This is a genomic window from Pseudomonas aegrilactucae (assembly GCF_019168305.1).
Lineage (GTDB): Bacteria > Pseudomonadota > Gammaproteobacteria > Pseudomonadales > Pseudomonadaceae > Aquipseudomonas > Aquipseudomonas aegrilactucae.
This window is the reverse complement of record NZ_JAHTBI010000016.1, coordinates 40,077-55,935: the sequence shown is the minus strand read 5'-3', so window position 1 is coordinate 55,935 and position 15,859 is coordinate 40,077. Positions and strand designations below refer to the sequence as shown.

The window sequence follows — 15,859 nt, the reverse complement described above, 5'->3', positions numbered from 1 at the left end:
ATGCGCCAGGCACTGATCGAACTGACCGCACTGGGCTTTGCCTGGCCCGGCCAGCCGGAACTGCTGGACATTGCGTCGCTGCGCCTGGAGGCCGGCGAGTCGCTGTTTCTGAAAGGGCCCAGCGGCAGCGGCAAGACCACCCTGCTCGGCCTGCTCGGCGGCGTGCAGAAAGCCGACCGCGGCAGCATCCGCCTGCTGGGCCAGGAGTTGGGCGAGCTCAAGCAAGGCGCCCGCGACCGCTTTCGCGTCGACCATACCGGCTACATCTTCCAGCAGTTCAACCTACTGCCGTTTCTGTCGGTACGCGAGAACGTCGAACTGCCCTGCCGTTTCTCGCGCAGCCGCGCCCAGCGCGCCAGCGAGCGCCACGGCAGTGTCGACCAGGCCGCCGCCGCACTGCTGGCCCACCTGGGCCTGCACGACCCTGCCCTGCTCGCCCGTCGCGCCGACAGCCTGTCGATCGGCCAGCAGCAACGGGTCGCCGCCGCCCGTGCGCTGATCGGCCAACCGGAACTGGTGATCGCCGACGAGCCGACCTCGGCGCTGGATGCCGACACCCGCGAAGCCTTCATCGCCCTGCTGTTCGCCGAATGCCGCGCAGCCGGTTCGAGCCTGCTGTTCGTCAGCCATGACCAGAGCCTGGCGCCCCTGTTCGACCGCCAGCTGTCGCTGGCCGAACTCAACCGCGCCATGCGCCCCGCCAGCGACCTGGAGGCCTGATGTACCTGCTGCGCCTTGCCCTGGCGAGCCTCGCCAACCGCCGTTTCACCGCGGTGCTCACCGCTTTCGCCATCGCCCTGTCGGTGTGCCTGCTGCTGGCCGTGGAGCGGGTGCGCACCGAAGCGCGCGCCAGCTTTGCCAGCACCATCAGCGGCACCGACCTGATCGTCGGTGCACGCTCGGGCTCGGTCAACCTGCTGCTGTACTCGGTGTTCCGCATCGGCAACGCGACCAACAACATCCGCTGGGACAGCTTCGAGCACTACGCCCGCAACCCGCGGGTGAAGTGGGCGATCCCGATGTCGCTGGGCGACTCGCACCGCGGCTACCGGGTAATGGGCACCACCACGGCCTATTTCGAACACTACCAGTACGGGCGCAAGCAGCACCTGCAACTGGCCAGCGGCCGCGCATTCGCCAGCGACCCGTTCGAGGTGGTGCTGGGTGCCGAGGTGGCCGAGGCGCTGCATTACACGCTGGGCGACAAGCTGGTGCTGGCGCACGGTGTTGCGGCCATCAGCCTGGTCAAGCATGACGACAAGCCGTTCACCGTGGTGGGCGTTCTGCAACGTACCGGCACCCCGGTGGACCGTACCCTGCACATCAGTCTGGGCGGCATGGAGGCGATCCACGTCGACTGGCAGAACGGCATGCCCGCAAGGGGCGCGGGGCGCGTGAGTGCCGAGCAGGCGCGCAGCATGGACCTCACGCCCAAGGCGATCACCGCGTTCATGCTGGGCCTGAACAACAAGATCAGCACCTTCACGCTGCAACGCGAGATCAACGAGTTTCGCGGCGAACCGCTGCTGGCGATCCTGCCGGGGGTGGCGCTGCAGGAGTTGTGGAGCCTGATGGGCACGGCTGAACAGGCACTGTTCGTGGTGTCGCTGTTCGTGGTGCTGACCGGCCTGATCGGTATGCTCACGGCGATTCTTACCAGCCTCAACGAACGCCGGCGCGAGATGGCGATCCTGCGTTCGGTGGGCGCGCGCCCCTGGCATATCGCCGGCCTGCTGGTAGTGGAAGCCTTCGCCCTGGCGCTGGCGGGTATTGCGAGCGGCCTGGGCCTGCTTTACCTTGGCATCGCGCTGGCCCAGGGCTATGTGCAGGCCAACTACGGCCTGTACCTGCCGCTGGCGTTGCCCAGCGGCCACGAATGGTCGCTGCTCGGGATCATCCTGGGCGCCGCCGTGCTGATGGGCAGCATCCCGGCCTGGCGCGCCTATCGCCAGTCGCTGGCCGACGGTTTGTCCATCCACCTGTGAGAATGCCCTTGATTCGTCGTGCCCTGCTGCTGTTGCTGTTGATTGCCCCGCCGCTGTGGGCGGAGGAGCCGCGTACCCTGGAATGGCCCCAACTGATACCCGAGGGCGCGCCGGTGATCGAGCCGCAGCTGACACCGCTGCACGACCTGTCGCAACTGAGCAGCGCGCTGGCCGGCGAAAGCGGCCCGGCGGCGCAGCAGCAGGCGCCCGACGCACCGGTGGTGAAGACACTCGACGGGCAGCAGGTGAAGCTGCCCGGCTACATCGTGCCGCTGGAAGTCAGCGAGCAAGGCCGCACCACCGAGTTTCTGCTGGTGCCCTACTACGGCGCGTGCATCCATGTGCCGCCGCCGCCGTCGAACCAGATCGTGCATGTGTTCAGTGAAATCGGCGTCAAGGTCGAGGAGCTTTACCAGCCCTACTGGATCGAGGGGCCGATGCAGGTCAAGGCCTCCAGCAGTGAGCTGGCCGAGGCCGGTTATCAGATGGATGCCGAGAAGATCTATGCCTATGAACTACAATAATTGGCCGCGCTGAGGCGTTTGCCGTTTCATTGAGCTGCGTCAACAGTTACCGCCTGTCAGCTCCTTACCATTGGACTCATTAAATTCTAAACGTCCTTTGGGAGCTTCCATGAACACGTCCTTGCTCAGCGCCTCGCTCATTGCCCTGGCGCTTGCAGCCCCTGTTGCCCACGCCCACCAGGCGGGTGATTTCATCCTGCGTGCCGGTTCCATCACCACCGCACCGAATGAAGACAGCGGCGAAATCAAGCTCGATGGCGCCAAGCAGAGCGGCACCAAAGCGACGCTGACCAGCGACACCCAACTGGGCCTGGCCTTTGCCTACATGATCACCGATCACGTTGGCCTGGAGCTGCTGGCGGCCACGCCATTCCAGCACGAAGTCGGGGTCAAGGGCCTGGGCGCCGGCCTGGATGGCAAGCTGGCGGACATCAAGCAACTGCCACCGACCCTGTCGCTGCAGTACTACCCGATGGAGCCGACCTCCAAATTCCAGCCGTATGCCGGTATCGGCCTGAACTACACCCTGTTCTTCGATGAAGACCTGAGCAGCAACCGCAAGGCGCAAGGCTTCAGCAACATCAAATTGAAGGACTCGGTGGGCCTGGCCGGGCAACTGGGCATGGACTACATGCTGACCGACAACCTGCTGCTGAACGCCGCCGTGTGGTACATCGATATCAACACCGAAGCCACCATCGACGGCCCAAGCGCACTGGGCGTGCGCAAGACCAAGGTGGACGTGGAAGTGGACCCGTGGGTCTACATGGTGGGTATCGGTTACAAGTTCTAAAACAAAAAAGCCCCGATCAGTCGGGGCTTTTTTGGGTCTGCTGCAGACCTCAGCGCCCCAGCAGGCGCGCCAGCCCTGGGCCAAAGGCGTCGGCTCGGGGAATTCAAAACGCTCCAGCAAGCGCCGATTGTTCGCGCGCGAGTGACGGATATCGCCTGAACGCGCCGGCCCGTAGCTCACCGGCGGCAACGCCCCCACCACGGCACGCAGCGCCTCCAGCAACTGGTTCAGCGAGGTGGCCTGGTTCAAGCCCACATTCACTGCACCCTCTTGCACCTGCGACTGCTCCAGCGCCTGCACCATCACCGTTACCAGATCTCCCACGTAGAGGAAGTCACGGGTCTGCTCGCCATCGCCAAACAGGCTGATCGGCGTCCCGTTGACAGCACGTTCGCTGAAAATGCTGATCACGCCCGAATACGGAGACGATGGGTCCTGGCGTGGCCCAAAGATGTTGAAGAAGCGGAATACCACCGGCTCCAGCCCATGCTGGCGACGGTAGAAGTCCAGGTATTGCTCGCTGGCCAGCTTGTCCACGGCATACGGTGTCAGCGGTGCCTTGGGCGTCTCTTCGTCGATCGCCTGGCCTTCGCCATTGTTGCCGTACACCGCCGCGCTCGAGGCAAACAACACCCGCCGGATACCCGCCAGACGCATTGCCTCGCAGACATTCAGGGTGCCGATGAAGTTGCTCTGGTGGGTCCTGACCGGGTCATCCACCGACGCCTGCACCGAGGCCACCGCCGCCAGGTGCACCACGGCCTGGCACCCCTCGGCCACCTTGGCGACCAGGGCAGCATCGGCCACATCTCCCTGCACCAGCTGCAGGTGCGGATGGTCCAGTTGCAGGTTGCTGCGCTTGCCGGTGGACAGGTCGTCGAGCACCCGCACCCCGTAACCCTTGGCCAGCAGCGCGTCGCTCAGGTGGGAGCCGATGAAGCCGGCACCCCCGGTAATCAGGATAGGAGCATCAGCCATGACGATAGAATCGGTCCAGTAAGGTCGGCAGGCCGGCGCGCCAGGCACGTGGCTTGATGCCGAAGGTATGGAGAATTTTCTTGCACGCCAGCACCGCATGCTGCGGCTCTTCAGCGGCGTCCGGGCGAGCGGCGTGGGCCTGCGCGGTCGGCGCCTGCACCGCCAGCGCATGCAATTGCCCCGCCTCGCTCAGAAGCGCCTGCCCCAGCGCCAGCGGCGTGGTGGCCTCATTGCCAGCATAATGATAGGTGCCCCACAGCGGCGCGCCACAATCGAGTTGCTTGAGCACCGCCAGAATGACCCGCGCGGCATCGTCGACCGGCGTAGGGTTACCTCGCCGGTCGTCGGCCAGCAGCAGTTCCTGCGGCTGTTCGGCGCGCGTCAGAAAACGCCCCAGCACGCCGTCGACACTGTCATCGAGCACCCAGCCAAAGCGCAGCAGCACATGCTGCGGGCAGGTGGCGCGGACACTCTGCTCGATGCGCCACAACGCCTGGCCGCGCAGCCCCAGGGGTACCGGCTCGTCTTTTTCGCTGTACGCAGTGGCCCGCGACCCGTCGAACACGCGGTAGCTGGACGGCTGCAAGAGCACAATATTGTGATGCTGGCACAGCTCGGCCAGACGCTCGACTGCACGCTCTTGCGAGGCCAGACGCTGCTCGCTGACCGACTCGGCCTGGAACCAGTCGAAGTAGTAGGCCAGGTTGACCACGGCGTCGGGGCGGGTATCGTCGAGCAACTGGGTCAGGCTCGCCGCATCCCAACCCTGGTCCGGTGGGCGCGGTGCCAGAAAGCCGATATCTTCCTCGGCCCCCAAGCGAATCAGCGCTTGCCCAAGGGCATTTCCACCACCCAACAGCATCAGGCGCATTCGCATAGAGTCAGCAGGTCCGGTCAGATAATTGAAGGAAAGCCGATATTTTGCGGCTTCCGGCAAGGGAAGTCCAACGCAGGGAAGTTGGCCGCCAAAGTCTAATGCCACGGCCGAATCGGTGTGAGGGGTTTCACGCAGTTCAAGAAATAGCCTATACGCCAACCAGAAATGCCTGACTGCATCTACTGTAAAAATTCAGCTTCATAGGTGCTATCTCGACTTGTCGACCTTAATCCGCAGGCAAGAGGACGCTTTCATGCCGATCAGAACGGCTGCACACGGACGCGAACGCTGGCAATTCGACGAACCCAGCCCGGGCCGCGAGTGCCTGGTGGTGGAGGCGTTCGACGGCTACACCCAGGAAGCTCGCCTGCTGATTCCAGACATCGAACACGCCCCACCGCTGTTCATGCTGAGCGGGGCGCGCAGCGACTTTACCCACTTCAACCCGTTGCTGTATCGCCTGCAGGCGCTGGGTATCGGCTCGCTGACCGGCAACCTGTCGGGACATAGCAGGGCCAGCCTGCCCGGCGCCGGCGTGCCGTCGCTGCGCACCAACCTGGACGAGGCCCTGCGGTTCTTCCGGCATGTGGAGCACCGCTGCACCACGGTGATCGGCCATAGCCTGGGGGGCGCGCTGGCGCTCAAGGTCGCCGCCCAGCATGCCCGCCAGGTGCAACGGCTGATCCTGATCTGCCCGGCGGTGTATGCCGACAGTGCGTACCCCGCGCCGTTCGGCCCGGACTTCACCCGCGCGATCAGCGCGCCCCACGGGTTCATGGACAGTGACAGCTTCGCGTTCCTGCGCCGGTTCCAGGGCCGTGTGCTGTTGTTGCTGGGGCAATACGACGGCCTGCAGGCCGCCGACTTCGGGCGCCCGGCCGGCACCTCGGCAGGGTATGTGGACATCGACGGGGGGCAGCGCTACAGCCCGATCCCTGAAGAGGTCGTCGACGGTCTGCGCGCTGCGCTGCGCCCGGGCCAGCTGGAGCTCGTACGCCTGGAGGACTGCGACCATGGCATCGCCGCGCACCTGCGCGCACAGCCCGTGCTGGCGGATGCGCTGGCACGGCAGGTGGCGACCTTTATCCAGGCGTGAGGAGGCAGCGCCTCACTCGATCTCGAACAGGCCATTGCGGATTGGCCCGACATTGAGACGTTCGCGTACATCGTCGTCGATGCGCGGATCGTCCGGACGGTACAACTTGACCTGACGGAACGCATTGATGCGGTTGATCTCAGTGCCCAGGTATTCCCACACCACCCGGGTACAGGCCGGAGTACGCCGGTCCCCGCTGGACACGCCGGTCTTGAGCCCGTTGAGCCGGGTGATGCGGCTTTTGAAGCTGGGGATCAGGATGGTCTGGCTCATCTCGTTGACGGTCAGCGACTCGTAGTCCATCAGGAACAGTCGGTCCTGCAACTGGAACGCCGCCCCCAGGTAACGGCAACGCACCCAGTCCTCGGCCTGCACGTCGGTGCTGCTGGAACGCTCCTGGCGCTCCTGGCGCTCGAACAGGAAACTGCCGCGCTCCTCGCGCAGGTGCACCAGCGACAACAGGATCGCACCAGGCACCGACATGCAGTTGGAGTATTCGAAGTAGTAGCCGCAATAGCGCGAAAGATTGCCGGCATGCTCGCGCAACGGGCGCAGCAGCTCCAGCAACGGGTCGGCCTGGGCAGGGCTGGAAAGCGCCGAACTGCGCGCACCGATCAGCCGCGCGAACTGCTCCGGCGGCAAGCCCAACTCGTAATCCTCCACACCGAAGAAGTCGCCGATGCGCTTGAGGTTGTAGGCCGTCGGCTGGCTCTGGCCACTCAGGTACTTGTTGAACTGCGCCCGGTTGATCGAGAGCTGCCGGCAAACCTCCGAAATAGAGCGGTAATGGCTGCACGCCAGCTTGAGATTGATGCCCAGGTGTTCACTCATGACCAGGTACCGATTGATGCGATAGACGCAATTTTAGCATCAACTCGCATCAACTGAGAGCAACCCGCGAAATTGTAACGTTGTTTGTCATGGCCAACCATTCGCCCCATGGACACGGCGCGTCGACGCCGGCCAAACGTCTTTCAAACCAAGAACAAGAATCGAGGTCACGCCATGCTCGAAGTGCTCAACGATTTCCTCTCGGGGAAACTCCTTATCGTGCTTATCGTCGGACTGGGTAGCTATTTCACTATCCGCTCCCGCTTTGTCCAATTTCGCCATTTCGGCCACATGTTCGGTGTGTTCAAGGAATCGTTGCGCGGCCAGGCTGGCCAACTGAGTTCGTTCCAGGCGCTGATGCTCAGCCTGGCAGGGCGCGTGGGCGCCGGCAACATCGCTGGCGTCGGCATTGCCGTGACCCTGGGTGGCCCGGGTGCGGTGTTCTGGATGTGGGTGACCGCGCTGGTCGGCATGTCCAGCAGCTTCTTCGAATGTACCCTGGCTCAGGTCTACAAGCGCGCCGACGGTGACGGCCTGTACCGTGGCGGCCCGGCCTATTACATCCTGCACGGCCTGAAGCTGCGCAAGATGGCCGTGGTGTTCTCGGTGCTGCTGCTGGTGACCTACGGTTTCGCCTTCAACGGCCTGCAGTCGTACACCGTGACCCACTCGCTGCAGAACGCCTTCGGTTTCGCACCGGAGCACACCGGCCTGGCACTGGCGGTGCTGCTGGCCATTGTGTTCCTGGGCGGCATCAAACGCATCGCGTCGGTTTCCGACCTGCTGGTTCCGGTCAAGACCCTGGCCTACATCGGCGTGACCCTGTACGTGATCGGCAGCCAGATCGACCACGTGCCGGCCATGCTGGAAACCATCTTCAAGAGCGCCTTCGGCCTCGACCCGGCCTTCGGCGGCCTGCTCGGCAGCGCCATCGTCATGGGCGTGAAGCGCGGCGTGTTCGCCAACGAAGCAGGCCTGGGCAGTGCACCAAACGTGGCCGCCGTGGCGGCCGTGAAGCACCCTGGCGCGCAGGGCGTGGTACAGGCGTTCAGCGTGTTCCTCGACACCTTCGTGATCTGCACCTGCACCGCGCTGCTGATTCTGCTGTCGGGCTTCTACACCCCGGGCTTCGAAGGTGACGGCATCGTCCTGACCCAGAACTCACTCGCCGCCGTGGTCGGTGACTGGGGCCGCCTGTTCGTCAGCGTCGCGCTGTCGCTGTTCGTGTTCACCTGCATCCTCTACAACTACTACCTGGGCGAAACCAGCCTGCAGTTCCTGACCCGTAACCGCGCCGTGCTGATGGGTTACCGCGCTCTGGTGCTGGCGCTGATCGTGTGGGGCTCGGTGCAGAACCTGTCGACCGTGTTCGCCTTCGCCGACATCACCATGACGTGCCTGGCCTTCGTCAACCTGATCGCCCTGGCCATGCTGTTCAAGATCGGCCTGCGGGTCATGCGCGACTATGACGAGCAGCGCAAGGCCGGTATCCAGCAACCGGTGTTCGACTCGGCCAAGTTCGCCGACCTGGACCTGGACACCAACGCCTGGCCTGCAGGCAACAAAGCCGACAGCGCCAGCACCGTGACGGTAGGCCAAGCTCAAGCGCAACGCTGAGTCGCCAGCCACAAGCCGCCCCTTCTGCGGGCGGCTTTTTCATTTCCAGTACACTCTTCTTTTTACCTGCCCGGAAGGCTCACCATGCACGCAGTCAAGAACCTCCTCGTGCTCTATACCGGCGGCACCATCGGCATGCTGCAAACCCCTCAAGGCCTGGCGCCGGCCGGCGGCTTCGAAGCACGCATGCGCGACTGGCTGGCGCAACAGGCCGATGCCCCCAAGGTGCAGTGGCACCTGCGCGAACTGTCGCCGCTGCTGGACAGCGCCAACATGCAGCAGGCCAACTGGCTGGCCATGCGTGACGCCATCGTCGAGGCGGTAGAGCGCGACGGACACGACGCCATCCTGCTGCTGCACGGTACCGATACCCTGGCCTACAGCGCCGCAGCGCTGTCATTCCTGTTGCTGGGCCTGGAGGTACCGGTATTGCTGACCGGCTCGATGCTGCCAGCCGGGCTGCCAGGCAGCGATGCCTGGGCCAACCTGGGAGGCGCCTTGCGCATGTTCGATGACGGCATTGCAGCCGGAGTGCAGGTGTATTTCAACGGCCAACTGCTGCATGGCGCGCGCACCAGCAAGCTGCGCAGCGAAGCCTTCGATGCGTTTGCCGCACAGCCACGCCAGCGCGAGGCCGCCCACGCCGAAACGCTGCCTGCCGCGCTGAGTTACTGCCAGCCACGCCAGCTTGTGAACCTGGCCGTGATGCCGGTGTTCCCCGGCCTGCAGGCCGCCCATCTGCGCGGGATACTGGACAGCGGGGTGCAAGGCCTGGTGCTGGAGTGCTACGGCAGTGGCACCGGGCCCTCCGACGACGAGGCGCTGCTGCATGTGCTGGAGCACGCCCGCGAACGTGGCGTCGTGCTGGTGGCGATCAGTCAGTGCCCGCAGGGCAGCGTGGTGTTCGACACCTACGCCGCCGGCAGTCGCTTGCGTGATGCCGGGCTGGTCAGCGCCGGCGGCATGACCCGCGAGGCGGCGCTGGGCAAGCTGTTCGCCTTGCTCGGCGCCGGCCTTGACGCCGCCACTGCCGAGCATTGGTTCGCCCTGGACCTGTGCGGCGAGGCGGCGCAGTAACCCGCCAGGCCCTCACAGATTGCGCGCAATACTCAGGCCGGCACTGCTTTGCGCAACCGGCATGATCTCGATCGAGTTGATGTTCACATGCTCGGGCAATTGCGCGATCCAGGCCACGGTATTGGCCACATCCTCAGGCAGGATGGCTTCGACATCCTTGTACAGCGACGCCACCGCCTGCGTGTCACCGTCCAGACGCACCAGCGAGAACTCGGTGCCCGAACACAGGCCCGGCTCGATGTTGCTGACGCGTACGCGGGTGCCGGCAAGGTCCGCCCGCAGGTTCAGGCTGAACTGTTTGACGAATGCCTTGCTGGCGCCGTACACGTTGCCGCCCGGATAGGGATAGGTGCCGGCGATCGAGCCGATGTTGATGATCAGGCCACTGTTGGCCGCGACCATGCCCGGCAATATGCGGTGGGTGACCATGGCCAGCCCGGTGATGTTGGTGTCGATCATGCGCTGCCAGTTCTGCGTACTGCAGGCCGGCGCCCGATCGATGCCCAGCGCCAGCCCGGCGTTGTTGACCAGCACGTCGATGTTCAGCGCGGCCTCGCGAATCTGCCCCACCGCCGCATCGAGCGAGGCCATGTCCGTGACATCCAGTGCCAGCGCAATGAACTCAGGGCCCAGTTCGCGCTCGAGCTCGACGAGTTTGTCCAGGCGCCGTGCGCCACCGATCACGCGATAGCCCGCCGCGATCAGGGTGCGGCAGATAGCACGACCAAAACCTGCGGAAGCGCCGGTCACAAATGCTGTTTTCATAGAGTCTCCACTGAATAGGATCAAGCCAGGTATTTCACGCCAAGGCTGGCGAACAGACACAGCATCGACAGCACCAGCACCTTGCGCACCACTTCGCTGCCCTTGCGAATGGCCAGGGCGCTGCCCATGTGATTGCCCAGGATGTTGCAGGCCACCAGCGGCAGCGCCAGCAGATAGGCCACCTTGCCCGCGATGACGAAGGCCACCAGCGCACCGATATTGGAGGCAAAGTTGAAGGTCTTGGAGTTGGCCGAACTGGACACCAGATCCATCTTCAGCAGGTAGTGAAAGGCGATGATGAACATGCTGCCGGTGCCCGGGCCAAAGAACCCGTCGTAGAAACCGATGAGCAGGCAGGTCAGGGGCACCACGGTGAACAGCATGCGGCTGGACAGTTCGTGCTCTTGCACGGGGCGGTCCTTGGGCGTCAGAAAAATCAGGATGCCCACCGGTATCAACGCCAGAATGATCTTGCCGACGGTCTCCTGCGGAATCGAGACGATCAGGTGCGCGCCGAGGTAGGCACCGATCAGTGAAAACGGCACGCCCACCAGCGCGACCTTCCAGACCATCTTGCTGTTGGCCAGGAAATTGCGGATGGCCGCCAGGGTACCCAGGGTACTGACCAGTTTTTCCTGGCCCAGGGCGACCTGCGGTGGCAAGCCCACCAGCAGGAAGCCCGGCACCAGAAACAGGCCACCGCCACCTGCGATGCTGTCGACGAAACCTGCAATGAAGGCAATCGCCCCCAGCAGCAGGATCGCCAATACCCAATGTTCAGCCCAATACGCGCCCAGCAGTTCCATAGTGTTACCCGAGGTTGAACCAGAGAAATCGTTACGAACGAACTTCGTACAGATGGTCGGCGCGTGCGTAGTGCACACGGTTGAGGTCGTTGACCGCGAACAGGCGAATCAGCCAGCGATCGGCGCCATCGTTGTGCGGTTCGAAACCGTCGCGCGCATGCAGCACGCGCTGGTTCTTGAAGATCATGAAGTCGCCCGGCAGCAGCAGGTGCGGCTCGTCGAAGCGGCGCGACTCCAGCAGCGCCCGCAGCGTGTTCAACGCGCATTCGGCACCGGCGTTCATGCCGTGGGTGTTTTCGCTGTCGAAGCGGCACAGCCACTCGTTGGCCAGGCCACGCACCAGCACCGGCAAGCCCGGGGTACTGCGGCGATTGCTGGCGAAGGAGTCGGGGCGGCGCACCTCGAACTGGGGCAGGCTCAGTTCACGTACGGTGGCGGCCGGCAAGGCCTGGACCACGTCATCCAGGTTGACCAGGGTGGTATTGATACGCGGGTCGCAGCGCATTCCCACGAACGACAGGTACTCCGGGCAGCACGACAGGTTGTCGACGCGCTCGGACGACAGCGGCAGGTCAGGGTTGTCCACATGGTAGGAAAACCGCAGGCGCGAACCGTGTGAGCTTTTCTGGCTGGAGGACGTACGCGCCGGGATCACGTGGCGGAACAGGCGCCCACCGTTCTCGCCTTCGTACACCACCGGGTGGATGCCCAGCAGGCTCTGCAGCGACAGGCTGACCAGGCAGGCAATCGGCGTGCTCTGCGGGCTGAGTACGCCGGAGTATGGCGTGGGCGGTGTGTCGGCGTCGCGCGGACAGTTGCGGATGACCATCGAGGTCAGTTGCGGGTCCAGCACGAAGTCACGCACCTGCTGGGTCAGTACGTTACCCAACACGTCCTGCGCTTGCTCTTTGAGCTGGAAGTAGATGTCCTTGTTGGCTTCGAAGTCCAGGGGCGTCTGCTTCAGTACCGTCTGCCAGGCACTGGAGACAACCCAGGGCAATCGTATTTCCAGGGTGCTGGCCGCCGCAACGGCGGGCTTGAGGTGTGCACTTTCCATTTCGACAAGACTTCCATGTTGCCAGGCGCGATGCCATTCGCAGAATTCAAGGCCAGGCGTATCGGCCCGACTGTTTTTTGTGAGCCCAATCACACGCTGGCAACGCCAGGCGCAACATCGGGCACAGCAATACGTCGACCCCATCACGCAATTGAATCGACTCAATGATTGTAATCTTGAAAATAAATTCGATTCAATTTATTTCTGAACCTTGACTGACGGACGGCATAAAACCCAGCAAACAGGGACGTGCAAGGCATGCTCGCGGCATACCAATGGGAAATCGACCCCCTACCCCGCCGGACGCGGCCCACTTCAATCGATTCAATAGCCAAAAATTGGCTCGATTACACTGGAATCCGCTTTCATGCTACGCTCTCGCGCTTCAGTAAATTCTGGTGTGCTACCTATGTGGGTTCCTCAATACAGCGGCCAGGGGCAGCCGGTCTATCTGATGATTGCCGACGCCCTGGAGCACGACATCGCCGCCGGGCGCCTCGCGGCCGGTGAGCGCTTGCCCACCCTCAAGGACCTGGCCCAGGCCCTGAATGTCACGCCCGGCACAATCGGCCGCGCCTACGACGAAGCCGCCAAGCGCGCGCTGGTGGTCGGTGAAGTCGGGCGCGGCACGTTCGTACTGCAACAAAAAGGCAACAGCCCGCAGCCGCTGGACGCCAGGCATGCTGGCGACAAGGCCGAGCACGGACCGATCGACCTGTCGATCATCAAACCCAACGATGCCAACACCACCGACTGGCTGCGCCAGTCGATCGCTGAGCTGGCCCATGCGCCAGACCTGAGCCAGGTGCTCGACTACACCACCGACGGCGGCCATGCCCTGCACAAGCAGGCCGGGGCACGCTGGGTGCAGCGCAGCCTGCCAGAGGCCAACTGGCAACAGATCGTGCTGACCTCAGGTGCACAACACGGGTTGCTGGTGACCCTGAGCAGCCTGTCCAAGGCCAACGATGTGATCCTGTGCGAGGAGTACTGCTATCCCGGCATCATCTCCCTTGCCCACGGCCTGGGCCGACGCCTGCATGGGGTACGCATCGATGAACACGGCCTGGTGCCCGACGCGTTACGCGCCGCCTGCATCGAACATCGCCCTGCCCTGCTGGTCTGCGTGACCACCTACCAGAACCCGACCAACTCGATCATGCCGGCCGCACGCCGGGAGGCGATCGCGCAGATCGCCCGCGAGTTCGACGTGTTCATCGTGGACGATGACATCTACGGTTTCCTGCAGCCCAGCCCGCAGCACAAGCCGATTTCTGCCTATGCGCCGGAACGCTCGATCTACCTGACCAGCCTGTCCAAGAGCATTCTGCCGGCGCTGCGCATCGGTTACCTGCATGCACCACCCGATACCCTGTCGCGCCTTTCGTCGATGGTGCGCAGCAGTGTGTGGATGCCCTCCCCGCTGATGGCGCAGTTGGCCAGCAATGTGATCAACAGCGATCTGGCAGAACACCTGGTGAAGGTTCAGCAACAGGAAGCCGCGGCACGCCAGCAGATGGCCAGCGAGATTCTGGGCAGCTACCGTATTCGCTCGCAGCCCAACAGCTTCCACTTGTGGCTGGAACTGCCCGAGCCGTGGACCAGCGACGAGTTCGCCAACCTGGCACGAGCCAACGGCGTGGCGGTGGTCAGTGGCAGCCAGTTTCTCGCCCAGCGCAGCAGCAGCACCTGCGGGGTACGTATCGCCCTGATGACACCAGGGCGCAACGAACTGCGCTTTGCCTTGACCAAACTGGCGAGCCTGCTGGCCGCGCCGGAGCCACGCCTGTTTTACTGACAGCACATCGTTGGACGTACCGGAGCACCTGGATGGAACTGGATAGAAACGGACTCCCCTGCCTGGCGCAGTTTAGTGAAGACGGCTTTGTCGACTGCGTGTTCAAGGTGCAGAACCTGGAACACCACGCCGGGCATTATCACTTCGACCTGCGCGCCTCATTCGCCGAGCAACCCGTGGGGCTGAAGGTCAGGCTCATCAGCGAGGTGGGGCCGGGCTTCGATGCCGACATGCAATTGCTACAGGCGCACGTGTACCGCGAAGGGGTGGTACTGTCGTCGCTGGGTGTCGAAACCGAGCGCTTCATCAGCGCGCTGGCCGGCTTGTACGAGATGCCGGTGAGCGAGGTGGCGCCCACCACCACCGAGGCGCTCACCGTGGTAGCGCTGCAGCAAGCGCCCACCGGCCTGACCGATGGGCCGATGCGCCTGAAGCTGTTTGGCCAGGACGCCGATGCGGCGGACGCCGGGCGGTATTACGAGAGCTTTTTCAACGTCAACCTGCCCGATGGGCTCATCTACTGGAACGAAAAAGATATGGACTATCGCACACCGATGCTCAGGGCGCTGACTGCACTGGCACTGGGGGGCAAGCAGGCATGAACACGGCCCCGCAGTTGATCGCCTTGGACCATGATGACTATTACGCCCGGCATGTGGGCCGGACCAAGGATGGCTTGCAGTTCTTCCTCACCACCCCGTTCTGCTCAGCCCAAGGGGATGAACCTGGCTGCGAGTACATCGCGCTGTACCTGTTCAATGCGGACGGTTCTTTGCGCAGTGCACAGATCGACAGCCTGGGGCCGCGCGCCAGCTTTGACAGAGATGCCGCCAGGGCACGCTACGACCAACGCCTGGATGACCTTGGCGAGGTGACATTCGAGCGCATCGAAGTGGCGCCGTTTACCGTCGAACGGGAAGGCACGGTGTTCGGCTTCGAATTGCGCGAACCCGAAGCGCCGGATGACGATTGGGCAGTGGATGTGGTGCCGGGGCATTACATGGCGTTTTTCGCGCCGTGGGACAGTGGGTACTACGACACCTGATGAGAAGCAGTCCCTCATGACGCAAAACGCCCGATGCAAGGCATCGGGCGTTTGAGTTCAAGCCAGGCAGATGCCAGGGCTCAGAACGGGATATCGTCATCAAAGCTGTCGAAATCCGGTGCTGGCTGTGGCGCAGCCTGTTGCGGCGCCTGGCGCTGCTGAGGGGCCTGCTGCGGGCGCTGCTGCTGAGGGGCCTGCTGACGCGGGGCCTGGTTGTAGTTGTTGCCGCCACCGCCCTGCTGCGAGCCGTCCTGGTTCTGCGGGCGACCGCCCAGCAGTTGCATGGTGCCCTGCATGTCGACCACGATCTCGGTGGTGTAACGCTTGATGCCGTCTTTTTCCCACTCGCGGGTCTGCAGCTTGCCTTCGATGTACACCTGCGAACCCTTGCGCAGGTACTCGCCGGCAATCTCGGCCACCTTGCCGAACATCGACACACGGTGCCACTCGGTACGCTCGACCTTCTGGCCGCTCTGCTTGTCGGTCCACTGCTCGCTGGTGGCCAGGCTGAGGTTGGTCACCGCGTTGCCGTTGGGCAGGTAGCGAACTTCAGGGTCCTGGCCGCAAGTGCCGACCAAAATGACTTTGTTAACCCCACGGGCCATAACGT

General features: G+C 63.7%; 16 protein-coding genes and 1 pseudogene. 10 read left to right on the top strand and 7 right to left on the bottom strand.

Annotated elements, in window-relative coordinates; genetic code table 11:
* The 4 genes from KUO17_RS06275 to KUO17_RS06260 all read left to right on the top strand — a co-directional run bounded on the left by KUO17_RS06275 (position 1) and on the right by KUO17_RS06260 (position 3,302).
* On the top strand, positions 1-720 hold the full coding sequence (locus KUO17_RS06275; RefSeq protein WP_217974316.1) for an ABC transporter ATP-binding protein: 720 nt from the start codon (positions 1-3) through the stop codon (positions 718-720).
* The gene (locus KUO17_RS06270; RefSeq protein ID WP_217974314.1) at positions 720-1,985 is read left to right on the top strand and encodes an ABC transporter permease; all 1,266 of its coding nucleotides are present in this window, start codon (positions 720-722) and stop codon (positions 1,983-1,985) included. The genes KUO17_RS06275 and KUO17_RS06270 overlap by 1 nt, the downstream gene beginning before the upstream one ends.
* 11 nt (positions 1,986-1,996) lie before the next feature.
* Complete coding sequence (locus KUO17_RS06265) at positions 1,997-2,509, top strand: DUF3299 domain-containing protein (protein ID WP_217974388.1); 513 nt, start codon at positions 1,997-1,999, stop codon at positions 2,507-2,509.
* A 109-nt stretch (positions 2,510-2,618) separates the two neighbouring features.
* On the top strand, positions 2,619-3,302 hold the full coding sequence (locus tag KUO17_RS06260) for an OmpW/AlkL family protein (protein WP_217974312.1): 684 nt from the start codon (positions 2,619-2,621) through the stop codon (positions 3,300-3,302).
* A 49-nt stretch (positions 3,303-3,351) separates the two neighbouring features.
* Here the strand turns inward: KUO17_RS06260 and KUO17_RS06255 are convergent.
* Together KUO17_RS06255 and KUO17_RS06250 are read right to left on the bottom strand one after the other, a co-directional pair.
* Positions 3,352-4,280: pseudogene (locus KUO17_RS06255) on the bottom strand (NAD-dependent epimerase/dehydratase family protein).
* Complete coding sequence (locus tag KUO17_RS06250; protein WP_217974311.1) at positions 4,273-5,157, bottom strand: sugar nucleotide-binding protein; 885 nt, start codon at positions 5,155-5,157, stop codon at positions 4,273-4,275. Before KUO17_RS06250 ends, KUO17_RS06255 begins: the two are co-directional and overlap by 8 nt.
* 253 nt (positions 5,158-5,410) lie before the next feature.
* Between KUO17_RS06250 and KUO17_RS06245 the strand changes: the two genes are divergently transcribed.
* Positions 5,411-6,253 (top strand): alpha/beta hydrolase, encoded by an 843-nt coding sequence (locus tag KUO17_RS06245; protein WP_217974309.1) that lies wholly within the window; start codon positions 5,411-5,413, stop codon positions 6,251-6,253.
* A gap of 12 nt (positions 6,254-6,265) precedes the next feature.
* On the opposite strand, the gene KUO17_RS06240 is transcribed toward KUO17_RS06245, so the two are convergent.
* A complete protein-coding gene (locus KUO17_RS06240) occupies positions 6,266-7,084 on the bottom strand; it encodes a helix-turn-helix domain-containing protein (RefSeq protein ID WP_217974307.1) in 819 nt (272 codons plus the stop codon).
* A gap of 174 nt (positions 7,085-7,258) precedes the next feature.
* On the opposite strand from KUO17_RS06240, the gene KUO17_RS06235 reads away from it, so the two are divergent.
* Positions 7,259-8,701, top strand: coding sequence for an alanine/glycine:cation symporter family protein (locus KUO17_RS06235; RefSeq protein WP_217974306.1), 1,443 nt, complete (start codon positions 7,259-7,261; stop codon positions 8,699-8,701).
* An 84-nt stretch (positions 8,702-8,785) separates the two neighbouring features.
* Positions 8,786-9,778 (top strand): asparaginase, encoded by a 993-nt coding sequence (locus tag KUO17_RS06230; RefSeq protein WP_217974304.1) that lies wholly within the window; start codon positions 8,786-8,788, stop codon positions 9,776-9,778.
* Between the two features lie 12 nt (positions 9,779-9,790).
* Here KUO17_RS06230 and KUO17_RS06225 read toward each other — a convergent pair whose 3' ends face one another.
* The 3 genes from KUO17_RS06225 to KUO17_RS06215 are packed head-to-tail and all read right to left on the bottom strand — an operon-like array spanning position 9,791 to position 12,406.
* A complete protein-coding gene (locus KUO17_RS06225) occupies positions 9,791-10,543 on the bottom strand; it encodes an SDR family NAD(P)-dependent oxidoreductase (RefSeq protein WP_217974302.1) in 753 nt (250 codons plus the stop codon).
* Between the two features lie 20 nt (positions 10,544-10,563).
* Positions 10,564-11,349 (bottom strand): sulfite exporter TauE/SafE family protein, encoded by a 786-nt coding sequence (locus tag KUO17_RS06220; RefSeq protein WP_217974300.1) that lies wholly within the window; start codon positions 11,347-11,349, stop codon positions 10,564-10,566.
* Positions 11,350-11,380: 31 nt separating this feature from the next.
* Entirely contained in the window at positions 11,381-12,406 is a 1,026-nt protein-coding gene (locus tag KUO17_RS06215; RefSeq protein WP_217974298.1) for a TauD/TfdA family dioxygenase, read from the bottom strand.
* Positions 12,407-12,815: 409 nt separating this feature from the next.
* Here KUO17_RS06215 and KUO17_RS06210 point away from each other — a divergent pair, with 409 nt between their 5' ends.
* The 3 genes from KUO17_RS06210 to KUO17_RS06200 are packed head-to-tail and all read left to right on the top strand — an operon-like array spanning position 12,816 to position 15,249.
* A complete protein-coding gene (locus KUO17_RS06210) occupies positions 12,816-14,204 on the top strand; it encodes an aminotransferase-like domain-containing protein (RefSeq protein WP_217974297.1) in 1,389 nt (462 codons plus the stop codon).
* Between the two features lie 32 nt (positions 14,205-14,236).
* A complete protein-coding gene (locus KUO17_RS06205; RefSeq protein WP_217974295.1) occupies positions 14,237-14,806 on the top strand; it encodes a hypothetical protein in 570 nt (189 codons plus the stop codon).
* Positions 14,803-15,249: a hypothetical protein gene (locus KUO17_RS06200; protein WP_217974293.1), complete on the top strand. Its 447-nt coding sequence runs from the start codon at positions 14,803-14,805 to the stop codon at positions 15,247-15,249. Before KUO17_RS06205 ends, KUO17_RS06200 begins: the two co-directional genes overlap by 4 nt.
* Positions 15,250-15,329: 80 nt before the next feature.
* On the opposite strand, the gene KUO17_RS06195 is transcribed toward KUO17_RS06200, so the two are convergent.
* The gene (locus tag KUO17_RS06195; protein WP_217974291.1) at positions 15,330-15,854 is read right to left on the bottom strand and encodes a single-stranded DNA-binding protein; all 525 of its coding nucleotides are present in this window, start codon (positions 15,852-15,854) and stop codon (positions 15,330-15,332) included.
* Positions 15,855-15,859: the final 5 nt, after the last annotated feature.